The following is a 16,352-nucleotide window of genomic DNA, read 5'->3' on the forward strand; positions in this document are numbered from 1 at the left end:
TGCTTGAAAAGTGATGGATAATAGAAGGTGTTGGTTTTGCTGTCATTGAAAATCAAAATGATAGGATTATTACCTCATCTAAATTATATTTTCAAGCACTTTTAAGCGCGATTGCCCTGATCATTTAAGCTCTGCAACTGGATAAAGACCGGCCTAAAGCACTATAATTAGCTGTTTTTTTTAATTTGATGGAGAAATGAATGCACGCAGTTACGTTAATAAAAGGCGATGGTATCGGCCCATCGATAATGGATGAGGCTGTAAAAGTTATTGATGCGTCCGGCGTAAAAATTCAGTGGGAAGAAGCGTATGCCGGTTTGGCCGCTTTCGAACAGTTCGGCACACCGCTGCCGGATGAAACCATGGCGTCAATAGACAAAACCCGTCTGGCGTTTAAAGGCCCGCTGACCACGGTAGTCGGCACGGGTTTTAGAAGCATTAACGTGGCGTTGCGACAAAAATACGACCTGTACGCCAATGTCCGCCCCGCCAAAAACTGGCCGGGCGTACAAACCCGTTTCGATAACGTCGATATTGTGATCGTCAGGGAAAATACCGAAGGGCTCTACGCAGGACTCGAACATTACCTGACGCCTAAAAAAGACATCGCTGAAAGTCTGGCCGTCGTCACCCGGGCAGGATCGGAAAGGATTATCGAGTATGCCTTTAAATACGCACGGGACAACAACCGCAAAAAAGTCACCGTTTGCCATAAAGCCAATATTTTAAAATACACCCAAGGCTTGTTTCTGGATGTCGCCAGGGAAATCGCCCCGAAATATCCCGACATTCAGTTTGACGAAAAAATCATCGATGCAGCCTGCATGCACATGGTGATGGACCCGACCCAGTTTGATGTGATCGTCTGCACCAACATGTTCGGCGACATCCTGTCCGATTTGACCGCCGGTCTGGTAGGAGGACTGGGCTTGATTCCCGGCGCCAATATCGGCACCGATGCGGCATTATTCGAAGCCGTGCATGGCAGCGCACCGGACATCACCGGCAAAAACCTGGCGAATCCTACCGCCGTTATCATGGCAGGAGTCATGATGCTGCATCATCTCGGCGAACACGACGCGGCGGATAAAATCCAAACAGCCGTTGAAAAAGTAGTCAAAGAAGGCAAGTTTGTTACGCCGGACCTTAACCCGCAATCGAAATGCGGGACGGTTGAGATGGGCAATGCGATTGTTGCGGCAATGAAATAGTTACACCAGCCACTGAATGCCGAGACACCGGAACAACCAATGCTTTTCGTTGAGGTGCATGTGATATTGCACTAGAATGTTACATGTAACTCATTAGGAGGGCTTATGAAGACCAATGTAGCCACACGCGTACAAAAGCATCGCGCAGGGTTGCGAGCTTCCGGGCTGCGGCCCGTTCAGATCTGGGTGCCGGATACCCGGAGCAGCGACTTTGCGGATGAATGCCGCCGCCAGTCGCTTGCTCTACGCGGCGACTCCCAAGAAGCCGATACATTGAATTGGCTGGAGGCTTCGGCGGACACAGAGGGTTGGGAATGACGGCTGCATGGATGCAGGAGGTGGAGTAACGCATGGAGCAGTTACCGAGGCGTGGCGATCTGGTCACGATTGCTTTGCAAGGCGCTTACGGCAAGCCACGACCCGCATTGATCATTCAGTCCGACCTATTTTCAGAACATCCATCAGTGACCATCCTTCCTGTAACAAGCGATCTTCGTGGTACGCCATTATTTCGGATTCCGATTAAACCTACCGAAAAAAACGGGCTATGCAAACCATCTGAAGTTATGGTAGATAAAGCGCAAACCGTACCCCGAGAAAAAATTGGCGATGTGTTTGGACACATCACCGAAGAAGACATGTTGGCCATTAATAGGACACTCGCAGTGTTCCTAGGCGTTGTTTGATACCGTTTAAACCTTTTCCCCAGGAAATCCCCAATGCTAGAACAATACCGTAAACACGTAGCAGAACGCGCCGCCGAAGGCATAGTCCCTAAGCCGCTTGATGCAGAACAGACCGCCGCTTTGGTTGAGCTGATTAAACAACCGCCTGCTAGAGACTTGTATGATGCAGGAGGTAGAGCAACGCAGTTACCAGTTGCCGAGGAAGAGTTCATCCTCGACCTGCTGGCTAACCGCGTTCCCGCCGGTGTTGACGAGGCGGCTTACGTTAAAGCGGGATTCCTGGCGGCTGTCGCAAAAGGCGAAGTCAGCTCGCCGATCCTGGATGCGGCGCGCGCCACCGAACTGCTGGGTACCATGCTGGGCGGTTACAACATCGCACCGTTAATCGATTTGCTGGATAACGAAGCCTTGGCTCCGATTGCGGCCAAGGCGCTGTCCCATACCTTGTTGATATTCGACGCTTTCCACGACGTGCAGGAAAAAGCCGACGCCGGTAACCCGTTTGCCAAGCAGGTGCTTAATTCCTGGGCGGAAGCCGAATGGTTCACCAGCAAGCCCAAAGTGCCTGAAAAACTGACCGTCACCGTGTTCAAGGTAAGCGGCGAAACCAATACCGACGATCTGTCTCCGGCTCCCGATGCTTGGTCCAGACCGGACATTCCGCTGCATGCCAAAGCCATGCTGAAAATGCCGCGCGAGGGCATTACCAATGCCGAACAGCAAATCGCCGAACTCAAGCAAAAAGGCTTTCCGGTCGCTTATGTCGGTGACGTGGTCGGCACCGGCTCGTCGCGCAAATCGGCGACCAACTCCGTATTGTGGTTCATGGGCAATGATATTCCATACATTCCGAACAAACGCGAAGGCGGGGTTTGCATCGGCGGCAAAATCGCGCCGATCTTCTTCAACACGATGGAAGACTCAGGCGCCCTGCCCTTTGAATGCGATGTGACCCAGATGGCGATGGGCGATGTGATCGACATTTACCCGTATGCAGGCGAAGTCAAAAGGCATGATAGCGGCGAACTGATCTGCAAGTTCGAACTGAAAACCGACGTGATCCTGGACGAAGTACGCGCCGGCGGCCGTATTCCGCTGATTATCGGCCGGGGTTTGACCGACCGTGCGCGAAAGGTGCTGGGCTTGCCTGCATCGACGGTTTTTTCCCGTCCGGTTGCCGCCGAAGACAGCGGCAAAGGCTTTACGCTGGCGCAAAAAATGGTAGGCCAAGCCTGCGGCGTTACGGGCGTTCGCCCCAACACGTATTGCGAACCACACATGACTACCGTGGGTTCCCAAGACACCACGGGACCGATGACCCGCGACGAGTTGAAAGACCTGGCCTGTCTGGGTTTTTCCGCCGACTTGGTATTGCAATCGTTCTGCCACACTGCGGCGTATCCGAAGCCGATTGACGTCACCATGCAGCACACGCTGCCGGATTTCATCATGAACCGCGGCGGCGTATCGCTCCGTCCCGGCGACGGCATTATCCATTCCTGGCTAAACCGGATGTTGCTGCCGGACACCGTCGGCACCGGCGGCGACTCGCACACCCGCTTCCCTATCGGCATTTCATTCCCCGCCGGTTCAGGGCTGGTCGCGTTTGCCGCCGCAACCGGCGTGATGCCGCTGGATATGCCCGAATCGGTTTTGGTTCGCTTTAAAGGCGAAATGCAGCCGGGCATTACATTGCGCGATCTGGTCAATGCAATTCCTTATGTGGCGATACAGCGCGGTTTACTGACCGTTGAAAAGCAGGGCAAGAAGAACGTGTTCTCAGGCCGCATCCTGGAAATCGAAGGCCTACCGGATTTAAAAGTGGAGCAGGCTTTCGAACTGTCCGACGCATCTGCGGAACGCTCCGCCGGCGGCTGCACGGTGCGCCTGAATGAAGCGCCGATCCGAGAGTACCTGAATTCCAACATCACCCTGCTGAAATGGATGATAGCCGAAGGATACGGCGATGTACGCACGATAGAGCGCCGGATCAAAGCGATGGAAGAGTGGCTGGCTAACCCGGTATTGCTGGGGCCGGACGCCGATGCGGAATACCATGAAATCATCGAAATCGATATGACTGAAATCAAGGAACCGTTGCTGGCCTGCCCCAACGACCCTGACGACATAAAACCGCTGTCCGCCGTGGCCGGGACTAAAATCGACGAGGTTTTCCTGGGTTCCTGCATGACCAATATCGGCCATTTCCGCGCCGCCGGTAAATTGCTGGAAAAGCAAAAAGGCGAATTGCCGACCCGTTTGTGGGTTGCCCCGCCGACCAAAATGGATCAAACCCAATTGACCGAGGAAGGCTATTACAGCACCTTCGGCAAAGCCGGAGCGCGCACCGAAATGCCGGGGTGTTCGTTATGCATGGGCAATCAGGCGCGGGTCGCTGAAAATTCCACCGTGGTTTCCACATCGACGCGAAACTTCCCGAATCGCCTGGGCAATGGTGCTAACGTGTACCTGTCATCGGCCGAACTGGCGGCGGTGTGTTCGATCCTGGGCAAGATTCCGACTTTCGACGAATATATGCACTATGCAAGTCAGATCAACGAAACAGCCGAGGATACTTACCGTTACCTGAACTTTGATCAAATGGATAGTTATCGGAAGAAGGCTGGCGGAGGCTAACAAAGTTCTTCTCGTCCCCACGCGCTGCGTGGGAACGCCTTACTGGACGCGTTGCGTCCCGTGCTTGTACTGGCTACGTTATCAGACGTTGCGCCTACCCCGTGGCGCAGCGCGCCTTAACTGCATTCCCACGCAGCGCGTGGGAACGAGGTAACACCCACTTATGCTAAAAAAGCTTTTCCACCAGACACCCGCTGAACAATCCAAGAACCAATCAGGCTTACTGGAAAAGCAATACAATGCTCTAGTCACGCAAGGCCACATCCAACACGAACCCGCGCAAATCACCGCCCTGCAACACCTGCAAACCTTGCTCGACAACTTAAGCGCTGCTGTCGAGTACAATCAAAAATCAAGCCTGCATAAACTACTCTTACCCCCACCTGCCAACTACAAGAGTCTGTATATCTTCGGCAACGTAGGCCGCGGCAAATCCATGTTGATGGATTTGTTTTTTGAAACCTGCCCGATCCCCCAAAAACGTCGGGTACATTTTCATGCCTTCATGCTGGAAGTCCACGCTTTCATCCACCAATGGCGCAAGCAACACAATACCGACGCCATTTCCGCCTTGGCAAAGCATATTAGGGCATCCGAACTGCTGCTTTGCTTCGACGAGTTTCATGTGTCCGACATCGCCGATGCGATGCTTTTGGTGCGGCTGTTCCGCAGGCTGTTTGAACTGGGCATCGTCGTCGTAATCACCTCCAACTGTCATCCCAACGAACTCTATCATGACGGCCTGCAACGGGAGCTGTTCCTGCCTTTTGTCGGACTCCTGCAAGAAAAAGCCAAGGTCATCGAGCTGGTTGCAGACCAGGATTACCGGCTCAGCCATCTACACGCGCTAAAGACGACTTATTATTATCCGCTGGATCAACAGGCCGCAAAATTCGTGCGCCAAAGCTATAACGAATTAACCCATTTCGCCCCGCTGAAACCGGGCGTTGTGGAGGTATTAGGCAGAAAGGTGATGCTGTCTGCGGTGTACGGCAATGTCGCCCTGACTTCCTTTGACGAGCTGTGCATGCACGCCTTAGGCCCCGCCGACTACCTGGAAATCGGCAACCGCTTCGACATCGTGATCCTGGCTGACATTCCCAAACTGACCATCGAAAAATGCAACGAAGCCAAGCGCTTTGTCACGCTAATCGATGCGCTGTACGAACATAAAGTGAAACTGATCTGCACCGCCGAAGTACCGGCTCAGGAGCTTTACACATCCGGCGAAGGCTCGTTTGAATTCGAACGGACAGTGTCGAGATTGATCGATATGCAATCGGAGAGTTATTTGCATATTGAGCATGCCAGTCGGTGATAGCGGCTGTTATTTTGAGGCATTGAATTCCGGCATAAAAAGTTTGCCATCAATATTGAATAACGGCACACTGACCGAGAACATATGGTTCACACAATATCCGTACGAACGGCAACCCACACTGAAAGGAAAATCTATGAAAAAGGTTAAATCAGAAATAACGGATGAGCTGAGACCGAAATATAAAAGGTCGGATTTTGGCGAGTTTGTGCGTGGTAAATATGCAAACCGTATCAAGGATGAGACCAATGCTGGGCAACGAAAAGAAGCTGCCCGACGCAACTTAAGGATTTATGAATGATGATTTTAAGTAAAGTGCACTCGATCAATTTGCCCAGTAACTTCCCTTTCCGCGAGATGGAGGCTTTCAAAACAGCAGCCGATAGTATCTTAACGCTTGAAATACCCGGTGCAACGTGGCAAGAATATGCTGGCGCAACAAACCTCATCGGATGGCGCTTTAGAGGCTGTTACGAGGATATGAATAAGTGGATAGATTTATGGAATCATTGCGATAAGGCGTCGTCGGAGGAAATCTATTTGCGCGAACGCGCCCTTTTCGGATTTTTTACAGCTGGCTTATCCTGTGTAGAAACCACTTGCTACGCACTCTATGCTTTGGCAAGACACCTAGAGTTACTCGATCCGCAACTTCTTGCTAACAAGAGAGATAAATGGCATTCCAATCCCTCTGAATTCAATAGACTTCTGTTGGAGCAAGATGAGACATTAGCGTTAAAAGCTAGGCTCCAAGTGCTTATAGCTTCAGATGATTACAAGTGTTTGAAAGATCGGCGCAATAGAATGAACCATCGTTCAGATATTCCGATCAACTACACTTTGAACATGGGTGCTGAATTACCGCCTACTGAGAAGCAGGACTTCGTAAGAACAACAAGCACAGAAGCTTTTAATCTCGGCGTATCGGAGCTTGAGGCCATGTTTAATTGGCTGGCTACCTCAGTTCGTGACCTACTCGTAGAAGGGACTAATCTTTGCGAACGGCCATAGAGCAGTAAATCCCAAGGCCATGTAGATACTCTGTTTTCCCCAAGCGGGGCGGGGTTTGTAACCCCGCCCCTAACGTTTCTTCGGTGCCTGAGCCAACTAAAACGTTTCGGGCGGGGCAACATGCCCCGCCCGGCTTTCCAGTTCAACTTTCCGGCCAGTCCCTGATCTTTCCGCATTAAATGGATAGCATCACTTTTCGGTTTTACTTTTCGCTCGATTTTGTTGCACTGAGAATAACTAATAAACTAAACTCGTCCGGCAACTAAAAGTTCTGCCGGGTAGCCACGACAAGATTTTTGCGCTGGTTCCCAAGCTCCGGCTTGGGAACCCAGTTAGCGAAGCTCCAGCTTCGCGAGTCGGGAAGCTGGAGCTTCCAAGACTGCATTCCCAAGCTGGAGCTTGGGAACGAGCGAAACGAGCGAAAAGTCACCGCCCGCAAAATATCTTGTTGAAAATAAAATTATCAATCCTTAACCGTGAACAGCGCCGCAGAGCGCCGAACCAACAATATAATTAGGAAAATAACCGATAAAGCCCTATCCTGTTCGGCTTTTTGACCATCACAAACTTCACCGCAGCAGTGAAGTTATCCACCATTGCACTTACAGGGGCGCAAGTTTTGAGTTTACACAGTTATCAATCGGTAGACCGTGAGCAATTAGCCAAGGACATCGGCGAAATTCACCAACAAGCCCTAGCCAATATCGGCATTGACGATTTTGACCATTTAACCAAAATGGAACGCTGGGGAAAAATTTGCTCGATCATCGGTTACGGCACGGCCTGGATCTTCCCCAATCCGGTTTCCGCGCTGTTGATCAGCCAAGGCAGTTTCACGCGCTGGACACAAGTAGGACATCCGGTTGTTCATAGAGCCTACAACAAAGTTGAAGGCGTTGATAAAAATTACACCAGCAAAAAATTCGCACAAGGTTGGCGGCGGTTTATGGATTGGCCGGACTGGTTTACTGTCGCGGGCTGGCATCATGAGCATAACGTCTTGCATCATTACAGTTTGGGTGAAAAAGCCGACCCCAATAATGCGCAACACAATATGGAATGGCTGAGACAATCCAGCCTGCCGATGTGGCTGCGCTATGTGATCGTGGCGTTGTTTTCCGGGATATGGAAACTGGTTTATTACACGCCCAGAACACACAAGGAATTGCACTTGAATTCCGCCAGGCAACAGGGCGAGCCGGAACCGGTTATGACCCGTACAGGCGCCTGGAGCCTGTTTACCCAACAAGGACGAGCGTTCTGGCTGCAAAGTATTTTGCCTTACATCGCCTATCGTTTTGTGTTGCTGCCTTTGCTGTTTTTGCCGCTGGGAAGTTTTGCCGCTCTCAGCGTGTTGATTAATTCAATTCTGGCGGAAATTTTCACCAACATGCACAGTTTTCTGGTGATGATCCCGAATCATGCCGGGGATGATGTGATGATGTTTGACGAAAAAGCCAAAGGCAAAGGCGAGTTTTACCTGCGCCAGATTTTGGGCTCGGTAAATTATCCGACCGGTTCTAATTTTAATGATTTCTTTTACGGCTGGTTGAATTATCAAATCGAGCATCATCTATGGCCGGACATGCCGTTGAGCCAATATCAAAAAGTGCAGCCTCAAGTGAGGGCGTTGTGCAAAAAACATAATATCCCCTATTTACAACAGTCTGTTTTTAAAAGGCTATTGAAAGCAGTGGACATTATGGTGGGAAAAACTTCGATGTTGAAGCCGGCCGTTGCATAAAAAAGACACGGTAATTTTTTAGAAGGCGGAGTCTTGCCGCCTATCACTTTGTTTAAATAGCTCCTCATGTCGGCATGGACTGCCGACATGGATGTAATCCGAGCCTTACTCATTTTACCTTAGGAAGCAAAATGCGAACCCGTTTCCCTCTAGCCCACGTTCTCGCTGTGATCGCAATTGCCTGTACGTTTCAGGCCTATGCCGGTGAACAGGATATACACCGAGTGCTTTCCAATGCGCTCGTTTGCAAAGGTAATCCGGCTGAAGCCGTATATCGGCTGGCTCAGCGAGGAAGCGACTTTGAATCGGGGTATGCCGCCCACGGTTTTGGCGACGGCACTTCATATAAGGCGGTGGTAATCTTGCGTAAACCGTTGCGCTTGGCCGGCGCAACGGCAGCAGCCGTCATATCCGAAACAGAAAACTCGCACGTCGATTTCGCGGCTTTCACTTATGCCTACTTCGAAGGCGACTATCGGGATGCGATTAAGACTCTCAAACTGCTGGCGACCAAACCGTTCACCGACACAAGCCTTGGCCGCTTCGTCTCCGAACAGCCATCGCCTTCTCGATGCCCGCCTACCGTCACTCTAACGCCTGTTGATGAAAAACATTTCTTGCTGGGTTGCGGATGGTGCAACGGCGGATAAATCGAGGCGATGGGATTTCTCCTATAAGCTCAATACATCTGCAATTTGCCAAAAAAATCGAATTCTTATTATCATACCAGCCTTGCTGTTAGTAAGAAGCGTCGGTTTATTTAACCGATTTGTAGCCGGCAGTGCCTGTTTTTCAGGTCTAATTAGGTCGTAACTATGAGTAATTCAATTGATAATAAATATAATAAATTCAGACTGAAACTGGAAAAATTACTGGAAGGATCAAACATAACTTTTAATGGCGATAACCCGTGGGATATTCGCGTCTATAACGCCGATTTGTATGAAAGAGTCCTCACTCAAGGCTCGGTGGGGATGGGCGAGGCCTATATGGACGGCTGGTGGGACTCAGGCCAACTCGACGAGCTATTTTGTAAAATCTGTCTGGCCCAAATTAAAAAGAAAGTCTCTCTCAATCCGCACGTCATCAAAAAAAGCCTGCTGGCTTATTTTTCCAATCAGCAAAGCAAGCATCTCACTTCCGACATCATCAAACACCATTACGATATTGGTAATGATTTATACAGCGCAATGCTCGATAAAAGCCTGGCTTACAGCTGCGGCTATTGGCGTAAAGCCAACACGCTGGATCAAGCGCAACAACACAAATTCGACTTGATATGCAGAAAACTGAATCTACAGCCGGGACAAAAAATACTGGATATGGGCTGCGGATGGGGCGGTTTTATGAAATATGCGGCCGAACATTACCGGGTTTCTTGCGTCGGCATCACGCTGTCGGAAGAACAATATGCGTTGAGTCAATCCTTGTGCGCCAATCTTCCGGTTGAAATACGCCTGACCGATTACCGCAATCTCAACGAAACCTTTGATCATATTGTATCGATTGGCATGTTTGAGCACGTCGGCTACAAAAACTACGCCCACTACATGAAGGTTGCGAGGAAATGCCTCAACGATGACGGCCTGTTTCTGTTACACACCATCGGCGGCAATAGATCGGTCATTACCGTCGATCCGTGGATGGAAAAATATATTTTTCCCGGCGGCATGCTGCCTTCGATCAAACAAATTGCCAAAGCCACTGAAGACAAGTTTATTGTCGAAGATTTGCATAATTTCGGCGCCGATTACGATAAAACCTTGATGTGTTGGTTTGACAACTTTGATGCCGGCTGGAGCGGGATCGCCGCCAACTACGACGAGCGTTTTTACCGGATGTGGAAATATTATTTGCTGTCTTGTGCGGGGGCGTTCCGATCGCGGGAAAATCAGCTTTGGCAGATTGTTTTATCCAAAAACGGCGTGCCCGGAGGGTATGTATCGGTCCGCTAATTTATTAATATATGCCATATCGGCGTGTTGTGCGTATCCTGATGGTACGCACAACACGGCCCTCGCCTACCGGTTTATATGCGGATCAAGATGAACGATATGCCCGTGATCATCAAAATAAACGGTAATCATTGCTGCATCCCGGCACTGTTGCAATTCACCGGTTTTCACTTGATAAAACGCGCATAGCTCCGCATCGTTGACAACTTTATGGGCCGACGGATGCATCACTCTGCTCCGTAAGGTGCGGTAGAGTACCCAGCATAACCAGAGCGCCGCCATGACCAGCAAGGTTACAACGTAAATCTCCATCAGTTCCAGCAGGCTTTTGTAACCGCCGAACCAGCGCATTTCATTGATCATGTTTTTATCGCCCAGCACCCAACTGCTTAGGGTGACCAACGGGACCAGCAAATAAATCCACATAATCCAACAGACGACCCAAACCAATAAAGCGCTTATTCGTTTTCGCAGGCTTTGCAGCTGCGGTGCGTTAATAATGTACTCTTTCATTTCTCGCGCAAGCCTCTGTCCACGGTGACCCATATCGCGCGTTGCCCGCGTTTCTTTTTTATCGCCCGGATCGAGCCGACGATGGTCGTGCCGACGTTTATCAGCCAATATACGATGGGGTACCAGACCATCCAGTAATAATAGCGCGCGACGCCGCCGGTCCGGTATTCGTAACGCGAATCGATGAACAGACTGACGGCAAACTGTATCAGGCAGGTCAGGCTCAGCAACATGCTGGTCCAGTTAGGGCTTAAATCGTGCAACGAGTCATTGGTCGATTCGGTAAACAAGTCCACGGGTGCGTAAAGCACATGCAACAGGATCAAAAACGCCCAAAAGATACTGATCAGGCATTCGCCGTATAACAGCCACATGCCGCGCGACGACCAGCGAAACAGCTCGCGAAAATAGCGCAGCAACACTTCAGTTCCGCCCTGCGCCCAGCGCATCCGCTGTTTCCATAAGCCTTGCAGGGTCTCCGGCATCAGCACCCAACACAAGGCGTTCGGCTCGAAATAGATCGACCAGCCGGCCAGCTGTAATTTCCAGCTGATGTCGATGTCTTCGGTGACCATGTCGTTGCTCCAGTAACCGACACTGTGCAACGCGGATTTGCGGAATGCAGCAATAACGCCGGAGACGGTGAATACTTGTCCGTAAGAGCGTTGCGCCCGTTTGATCATGCCGACGATGGCCGAGAATTCGCCGACCTGGATCCGGCCCAATAGCGTGGAGCGGTTGCGTATACGCGGATTGCCGGTGACCGCCCCCACATTGGGATTAGCCTGGAAATGCCGGACCATCCAGGCGATGGCTTCGGGAGCCAACAGCGCATCGCCGTCGATGCAAATCAGGATTTCATTGTTGGCCAGCAATGCGGCGGTACGCAAGCCCATCGCCTTGCCCTGATTGGTATGCAAATTGACCACACGCAGCCGACTATGTTGTTCGGCCAGCTCCTGCAATATTTCCAGGGTGTTGTCTTTGCTGCCGTCATTAACGGCGATAATTTCAAATGCCGGGTATTTCTGCCGCAGTAAAATTTCCACGGTTTCACGCACATTCTCCCCTTCGTTATAACAGGGTATCAATATTGAAACCGGCGGGTAATCGGTTAATTCCGGCAGGTGTTCGTCATTGCCTCGTTGGTGCCATTCATAGCGAAAATAAAAAATAATCGCGCCGAACATCCAGATGTAGGCCATAAACAAAGGATAGTAATAAATGAATCCTTCGATAACGCCATCTAACGGCCCCCATGCAGACACAAAGTCATGCCATAGGCTCTGTAACAGAGTGCTAAGGTTCTGCAATGAAGTCTTCATGATTTTCCAGGGTGTGCAGCATCGCCCACCCTATGCAGGTTGATTGAGACAAAATTCATGGTCAGGGCAAAATAGGAAGTGAGAAATGTTGTTGCAAATCCACCAAGCGTGGCTGATCCTCAAAAACATTATCGGGGTAATAACCGATGTGACTGACGCCGAGTTTTTTCAACAACTCCAGTTGTTCGATAAATACCGGCATCGGGATTTTCTGTTGGGTTTTCCAATCGACCGATTGCAGTTCAAACACGGTCTTTTTAAGGCCGTCAGGCTGCTTGGCCGCAGTTTTTACCAGTTGTGTAAGCCACTGCTTCGGATTTTCCGCCTCTTCCATAAACGGCATGGCTTCAATCGCAACGTAATCGTAATGCGCTAAAAAGGAGGTAAAAGACTGGGCGTACCATTCTTCGCTGTAGGGCTTTAACAAAGGCAGCGCATAAAAATTACGCGCAGTCTTTATGTCGGGCCGGTAAGTACGGACCCGGCTTGCCAGCTCATCGGTAAATTGATTAATCAACTCGGTTTTATGTTGCGCCCACGCCATGCGCATTGCGCTGGTCGAATGCAACTGCTCGAATTGATCGGGCAGGCCCCATGCCTCTTTCGCATAGGCCAAGGCCAGCGGAGATACATCTTCATAATCCGATAAAATGCCGTCGTCATGAAACAAGATGCCGTCAAAGCTGCAATATTTGGCCAAATCTTCGTAAATTTCCGCCACATACTGGCGCGCTTCGGGATTGAACGGCGACAGCCGGGTGTAGATATGGCTGGATTTTTGCGCCTTGCCGTCCCGCCATTCCTGAACATACCACGATTCCGGCAGGTTGCCCTGATAGGCCATAATCGGCATCCAGGCATAAACCTTGACTCTGGCTACGGTTTTTAACTGCCAGGCAACCCGGCTGAACAAATCCTGTTTTACCGGCAAATGGCGATTAGGGAAATATAACGCATCGGCGTTGCCATCGCCGTCGGGATCGGCATAGGCCTGTAAATAGACCGTATTGATATGCATGTCTTTGATGCGTTGAACCACGGCATCCAGATTATGCTCGGTTTGCTTGGGGTCTTTATCGTAAAGATAATCCATATCCAGATGCGCTACCCGCAAAGACCTGTTGGCGCGCAATCCTGTAACGATGTCTGCAAATTGCTTGACATCGGGATTATCCACCATGATCAAACGACGTAAGGTGCTTATATCCGCCAACGTATTTGAACCGTCGTCCAACCTCATCGTTATCGGCATTCCCGCTTCACGCGATGCCTGCACGGCAATTTGATTATATTCGCCATAAGGCCAGACCATCACCCTAGGCCTGACACCGACATGCTGAAAAATGAACTCAGCACTTTTCAACAGAGCTGTATGGATACGTTCGCGATACTGTTCATCGGTTTCGTAAACCAGCATCGGGTCGTCATACAGCCGGGTAACCGCCGCAGCCTGCGAATTGGCTTGAGGATTGGCGTTCACGCCTTTATGCAGGTCGTAACTGTGCGAGGCCACTTCCACCAAACCGGACTGCACCATTTCTCTTACCTGCTCCCAACTGAGTAATGGCTTGCCCGGATCGTCGGCAGTGACGTTGCCGTCCATCCAGGTTCCCACCAGAGCAACAGTAGCGGGGTAATGATATTTTTTTAATAGGGGAAAGACACGGGTATAAAAACTCTGGTAGCCGTCATCAAAAGTCAACAGAGCGGCTTTATCGGGTAATGAATCCTTGCCTGCGGCCGCATCAAGGACATTTTGTACGCTGACTATCTTGTAGCCTTTGTTTTTCAACCATCCTAGATGCTCTTCAAGATGCTCGACACCAACATCCATTTTATCAACAGAACGTCTAGCATCTTCGGCAGTAAGTATGTCGTGATAATTAAGAACAAAAAAATGATGTTCTTTGGCTGATACGGTGCCGAAAAATCCAATAAGAAAAACCAACAAGCACGCTTTTTTGACGTAATTGGCGACTGTAACAGAAGTAAAAATGGTCATGACATCCAGATTGCAAAAAGAAAAACTCACCGACGGCCGACAATATTAACCGAAAAATCTGCAAACCGGATTGAATAATAGATAGAGCATGATCATACAGCCGGCTTCAGACTGCAAAATTCGCTCAACCGTAGTATTTTACACTCTCAATGAACGGCGCCCCTCCCCCGTCGATATGGCTGAATTAGAAATCGAGATCCTCGTCATAAAAATCACCGAGTTGTTCCTGCAAGCGTTTTTTCTCCCAATACAGTTCAATTTTTCTGCGTGCAGCCATCTTTTTTGCAGCCCGCTCGCTTTCATTAGGAAGCGTTACATACTCATTACTCAAACCCAAATCGAAGCCTTCAATATCAAGATCAACCTCATCTTTATTTTTGTCGGCACCCATTTCAGGACCGGATTTATCGGATACGGATTTAGATACTTTCATAGTCATAATTAATCTAGTCTTTAAAAAGTGACTTTTTAATTACTTATGGCAAGCTTGTAAAGCGAAATTTTAATCCAACTGTAATAAAACCTTGGGTCAGGTATCGCTTCTCAATTGCCGGACGGAGCTATACATAATCAACACTTTCATTTGTTATTGATTTATAGCGTATTCCTTAACTCATCAAGCATATTTTTTCACCTCACGGCTTTTTTAAGGATTACAATACTCGCCAAGCTCGATAACCCATCTAAAAACATCGCGTAATTTATGAAAGTAAGCGTACAAATTTTAATCGGCATGACACTTATTGTACTGACGGCATGCTCGACTCAAGAGATCAAACAAGACGCACAACCCATTCCGGCTGTTGATAAAGCGCCGGCAATGACGCCCGGTTCATCGCCAATGTCCGGTCAAAATCCGCCATTGACACTGGCTAAAGATGACAAAACATTAAACCTGATGAGAATCATGGATGGCGGTGCATGCAAAAATGATTATCAAGGCGCTAAAGGGATATTTCTGATCTATGCCGACCCGGCCGATGTAGAACGGATTAGACATGAACAAGGAACGAAAATCTTCGGTGATTTCGAAAACAAAATTCAACTGTTTGCAACAGAAGCGCTGCAAAAAGCTATTAATGAGACCAATCTCGGTGAAGACCCCTTTTCCCTGGGCGCGGATGAAGCGCAAGAAAAGCTGGCCAAGCAATTGTTTAACAATTTCCGCAGCAGCGTAGCGGACGCCGTTAAGCTATTTAAGCAAGAAACAACCCTGACGCTCGATATTGTTCCATTTGCCCCGTCATTTATTTTTTATCAACAAGGCTGCGAAGCCACGCATCTTGAGCCAGAGATTTAGGCTTACAAGATTATCTGACTTTATAATCAAGTTAAGAGGTGAACCATTATGGGCTGGAGAGAACGTACACATGAAGATACTTATTCCGATGCTGATATCGAACAACGCTTAAAGGAAGAATTACCGCACTGGTATCTGGAAAACGGCTGGATTCGGCGTAAATACAAAACCAGCGGCTGGAAAGCGACACTGATGGTTGTCAATACGGTGGGACACTTGGCCGAGGCTGCATTTCATCATCCCGACCTTACTGTTTCTTACGCCTTTGTGATCGTTAAATTGATGAATCATGCCGCCAAAGGCATTACCAACAAAGATTTTGAATTGGCCCGTAAAATCGAAGAAGTGGTCATGTGGCAACCCGGCAACGAAGGCGGCGCACTGGAAGGCACACCCGACGACCCGCGGTTTAAATACCTCAAATATGATTAGATGCCCGGATAACGTTGACAAGCATTCTGTCTATGAAAGCCGAAATTGAAAACCGGGCGAAAGGCACAAGGCGAAAAAACCTCGTCAATATAGCCCTTTAGCCTTTAGCCTTTAGCCTTTAGCCTTAGCCTTTAGCCTTTAGCCTTTAGCCTTTAGCCTTTAGCCTTTAGCCTTTAGCCTTTAGCCTTTAGCCTTTAGCCTTTAGCCTTTAGCCTTTA

Annotated in this window: 15 protein-coding genes; 11 read left to right on the forward strand and 4 right to left on the reverse strand. The window is 49.4% G+C overall.

Translation table 11 applies throughout. From position 1 onward, the window contains the following. Nucleotides 1-200 precede the first annotated feature (200 nt). From V3O24_RS00915 to cfa, 9 genes are all read left to right on the forward strand, one after another. The gene (locus tag V3O24_RS00915; RefSeq protein WP_104422460.1) at nt 201-1,211 is read left to right on the forward strand and encodes an isocitrate/isopropylmalate dehydrogenase family protein; all 1,011 of its coding nucleotides are present in this window, start codon (nt 201-203) and stop codon (nt 1,209-1,211) included. A 350-nt stretch (nt 1,212-1,561) separates the two neighbouring features. Further along, entirely contained in the window at nt 1,562-1,897 is a 336-nt protein-coding gene (locus tag V3O24_RS00920) for a type II toxin-antitoxin system PemK/MazF family toxin (RefSeq protein WP_104422458.1), read from the forward strand. 33 nt (nt 1,898-1,930) lie between these two features. Further along, complete coding sequence (gene acnB / locus V3O24_RS00925; RefSeq protein ID WP_331305752.1) at nt 1,931-4,534, forward strand: bifunctional aconitate hydratase 2/2-methylisocitrate dehydratase; 2,604 nt, start codon at nt 1,931-1,933, stop codon at nt 4,532-4,534. 163 nt (nt 4,535-4,697) lie between these two features. Next, a complete protein-coding gene (gene zapE, locus V3O24_RS00930; protein WP_331305753.1) occupies nt 4,698-5,852 on the forward strand; it encodes a cell division protein ZapE in 1,155 nt (384 codons plus the stop codon). After that, nucleotides 5,839-6,153, forward strand: a complete 315-nt coding sequence (locus V3O24_RS00935; protein ID WP_331305754.1) for a hypothetical protein — start codon at nt 5,839-5,841, stop codon at nt 6,151-6,153. Before zapE ends, V3O24_RS00935 begins: the two co-directional genes overlap by 14 nt. After that, nucleotides 6,150-6,863: a hypothetical protein gene (locus V3O24_RS00940; RefSeq protein WP_331305755.1), complete on the forward strand. Its 714-nt coding sequence runs from the start codon at nt 6,150-6,152 to the stop codon at nt 6,861-6,863. The genes V3O24_RS00935 and V3O24_RS00940 overlap by 4 nt, the downstream gene beginning before the upstream one ends. 619 nt (nt 6,864-7,482) lie before the next feature. Beyond that, nucleotides 7,483-8,607, forward strand: coding sequence for a fatty acid desaturase (locus tag V3O24_RS00945; RefSeq protein ID WP_104422454.1), 1,125 nt, complete (start codon nt 7,483-7,485; stop codon nt 8,605-8,607). A 131-nt stretch (nt 8,608-8,738) separates the two neighbouring features. Next, nucleotides 8,739-9,257 (forward strand): hypothetical protein, encoded by a 519-nt coding sequence (locus tag V3O24_RS00950; protein ID WP_146083304.1) that lies wholly within the window; start codon nt 8,739-8,741, stop codon nt 9,255-9,257. Between the two features lie 165 nt (nt 9,258-9,422). After that, on the forward strand, nt 9,423-10,562 hold the full coding sequence (cfa, locus tag V3O24_RS00955) for a cyclopropane fatty acyl phospholipid synthase (protein WP_331305758.1): 1,140 nt from the start codon (nt 9,423-9,425) through the stop codon (nt 10,560-10,562). Nucleotides 10,563-10,628: 66 nt separating this feature from the next. On the opposite strand, the gene pgaD is transcribed toward cfa, so the two are convergent. From pgaD to V3O24_RS00975, 4 genes are all read right to left on the reverse strand, one after another. Next, a complete protein-coding gene (pgaD, locus tag V3O24_RS00960) occupies nt 10,629-11,075 on the reverse strand; it encodes a poly-beta-1,6-N-acetyl-D-glucosamine biosynthesis protein PgaD (protein WP_331305759.1) in 447 nt (148 codons plus the stop codon). After that, on the reverse strand, nt 11,072-12,400 hold the full coding sequence (gene pgaC / locus V3O24_RS00965; protein WP_331305760.1) for a poly-beta-1,6-N-acetyl-D-glucosamine synthase: 1,329 nt from the start codon (nt 12,398-12,400) through the stop codon (nt 11,072-11,074). Before pgaC ends, pgaD begins: the two co-directional genes overlap by 4 nt. A 61-nt stretch (nt 12,401-12,461) precedes the next feature. Then, on the reverse strand, nt 12,462-14,402 hold the full coding sequence (gene pgaB, locus V3O24_RS00970; protein WP_331305761.1) for a poly-beta-1,6-N-acetyl-D-glucosamine N-deacetylase PgaB: 1,941 nt from the start codon (nt 14,400-14,402) through the stop codon (nt 12,462-12,464). Nucleotides 14,403-14,586: 184 nt separating this feature from the next. Next, nucleotides 14,587-14,835 (reverse strand): hypothetical protein, encoded by a 249-nt coding sequence (locus V3O24_RS00975; protein ID WP_104422450.1) that lies wholly within the window; start codon nt 14,833-14,835, stop codon nt 14,587-14,589. A gap of 270 nt (nt 14,836-15,105) precedes the next feature. Between V3O24_RS00975 and V3O24_RS00980 the strand changes: the two genes are divergently transcribed. Continuing rightward, nucleotides 15,106-15,702: a hypothetical protein gene (locus V3O24_RS00980; RefSeq protein WP_331305762.1), complete on the forward strand. Its 597-nt coding sequence runs from the start codon at nt 15,106-15,108 to the stop codon at nt 15,700-15,702. 48 nt (nt 15,703-15,750) lie between these two features. Further along, nucleotides 15,751-16,134, forward strand: a complete 384-nt coding sequence (locus V3O24_RS00985; RefSeq protein WP_331305763.1) for a 4a-hydroxytetrahydrobiopterin dehydratase — start codon at nt 15,751-15,753, stop codon at nt 16,132-16,134. The last annotated feature ends 218 nt before the right edge of the window (nt 16,135-16,352 follow it).

The sequence above is a fragment of the Methylobacter sp. Wu8 genome, from assembly GCF_036440755.1.
GTDB classification, from domain to species: Bacteria; Pseudomonadota; Gammaproteobacteria; order Methylococcales; family Methylomonadaceae; genus Methylobacter_A; species Methylobacter_A tundripaludum_A.

Excerpts from the sequence above, each read along its gene's own strand:
- V3O24_RS00950 (WP_146083304.1), top strand. The coding sequence starts at position 8,739 with ATGCGAACCCGTTTCCCTCTAGCCCACGTTCTCGCTGTGATCGCAATT.
- cfa (WP_331305758.1), top strand. The coding sequence starts at position 9,423 with ATGAGTAATTCAATTGATAATAAATATAATAAATTCAGACTGAAACTG.
- pgaD (WP_331305759.1), bottom strand. The coding sequence starts at position 11,075 with ATGAAAGAGTACATTATTAACGCACCGCAGCTGCAAAGCCTGCGAAAA.
- V3O24_RS00940 (WP_331305755.1), top strand. The coding sequence starts at position 6,150 with ATGATGATTTTAAGTAAAGTGCACTCGATCAATTTGCCCAGTAACTTC.
- V3O24_RS00920 (WP_104422458.1), top strand. The coding sequence starts at position 1,562 with ATGGAGCAGTTACCGAGGCGTGGCGATCTGGTCACGATTGCTTTGCAA.
- V3O24_RS00980 (WP_331305762.1), top strand. The coding sequence starts at position 15,106 with ATGAAAGTAAGCGTACAAATTTTAATCGGCATGACACTTATTGTACTG.
- V3O24_RS00915 (WP_104422460.1), top strand. The coding sequence starts at position 201 with ATGCACGCAGTTACGTTAATAAAAGGCGATGGTATCGGCCCATCGATA.
- V3O24_RS00975 (WP_104422450.1), bottom strand. The coding sequence starts at position 14,835 with ATGAAAGTATCTAAATCCGTATCCGATAAATCCGGTCCTGAAATGGGT.
- V3O24_RS00935 (WP_331305754.1), top strand. The coding sequence starts at position 5,839 with ATGCCAGTCGGTGATAGCGGCTGTTATTTTGAGGCATTGAATTCCGGC.
- V3O24_RS00985 (WP_331305763.1), top strand. The coding sequence starts at position 15,751 with ATGGGCTGGAGAGAACGTACACATGAAGATACTTATTCCGATGCTGAT.
- zapE (WP_331305753.1), top strand. The coding sequence starts at position 4,698 with ATGCTAAAAAAGCTTTTCCACCAGACACCCGCTGAACAATCCAAGAAC.
- pgaB (WP_331305761.1), bottom strand. The coding sequence starts at position 14,402 with ATGACCATTTTTACTTCTGTTACAGTCGCCAATTACGTCAAAAAAGCG.
- pgaC (WP_331305760.1), bottom strand. The coding sequence starts at position 12,400 with ATGAAGACTTCATTGCAGAACCTTAGCACTCTGTTACAGAGCCTATGG.
- acnB (WP_331305752.1), top strand. The coding sequence starts at position 1,931 with ATGCTAGAACAATACCGTAAACACGTAGCAGAACGCGCCGCCGAAGGC.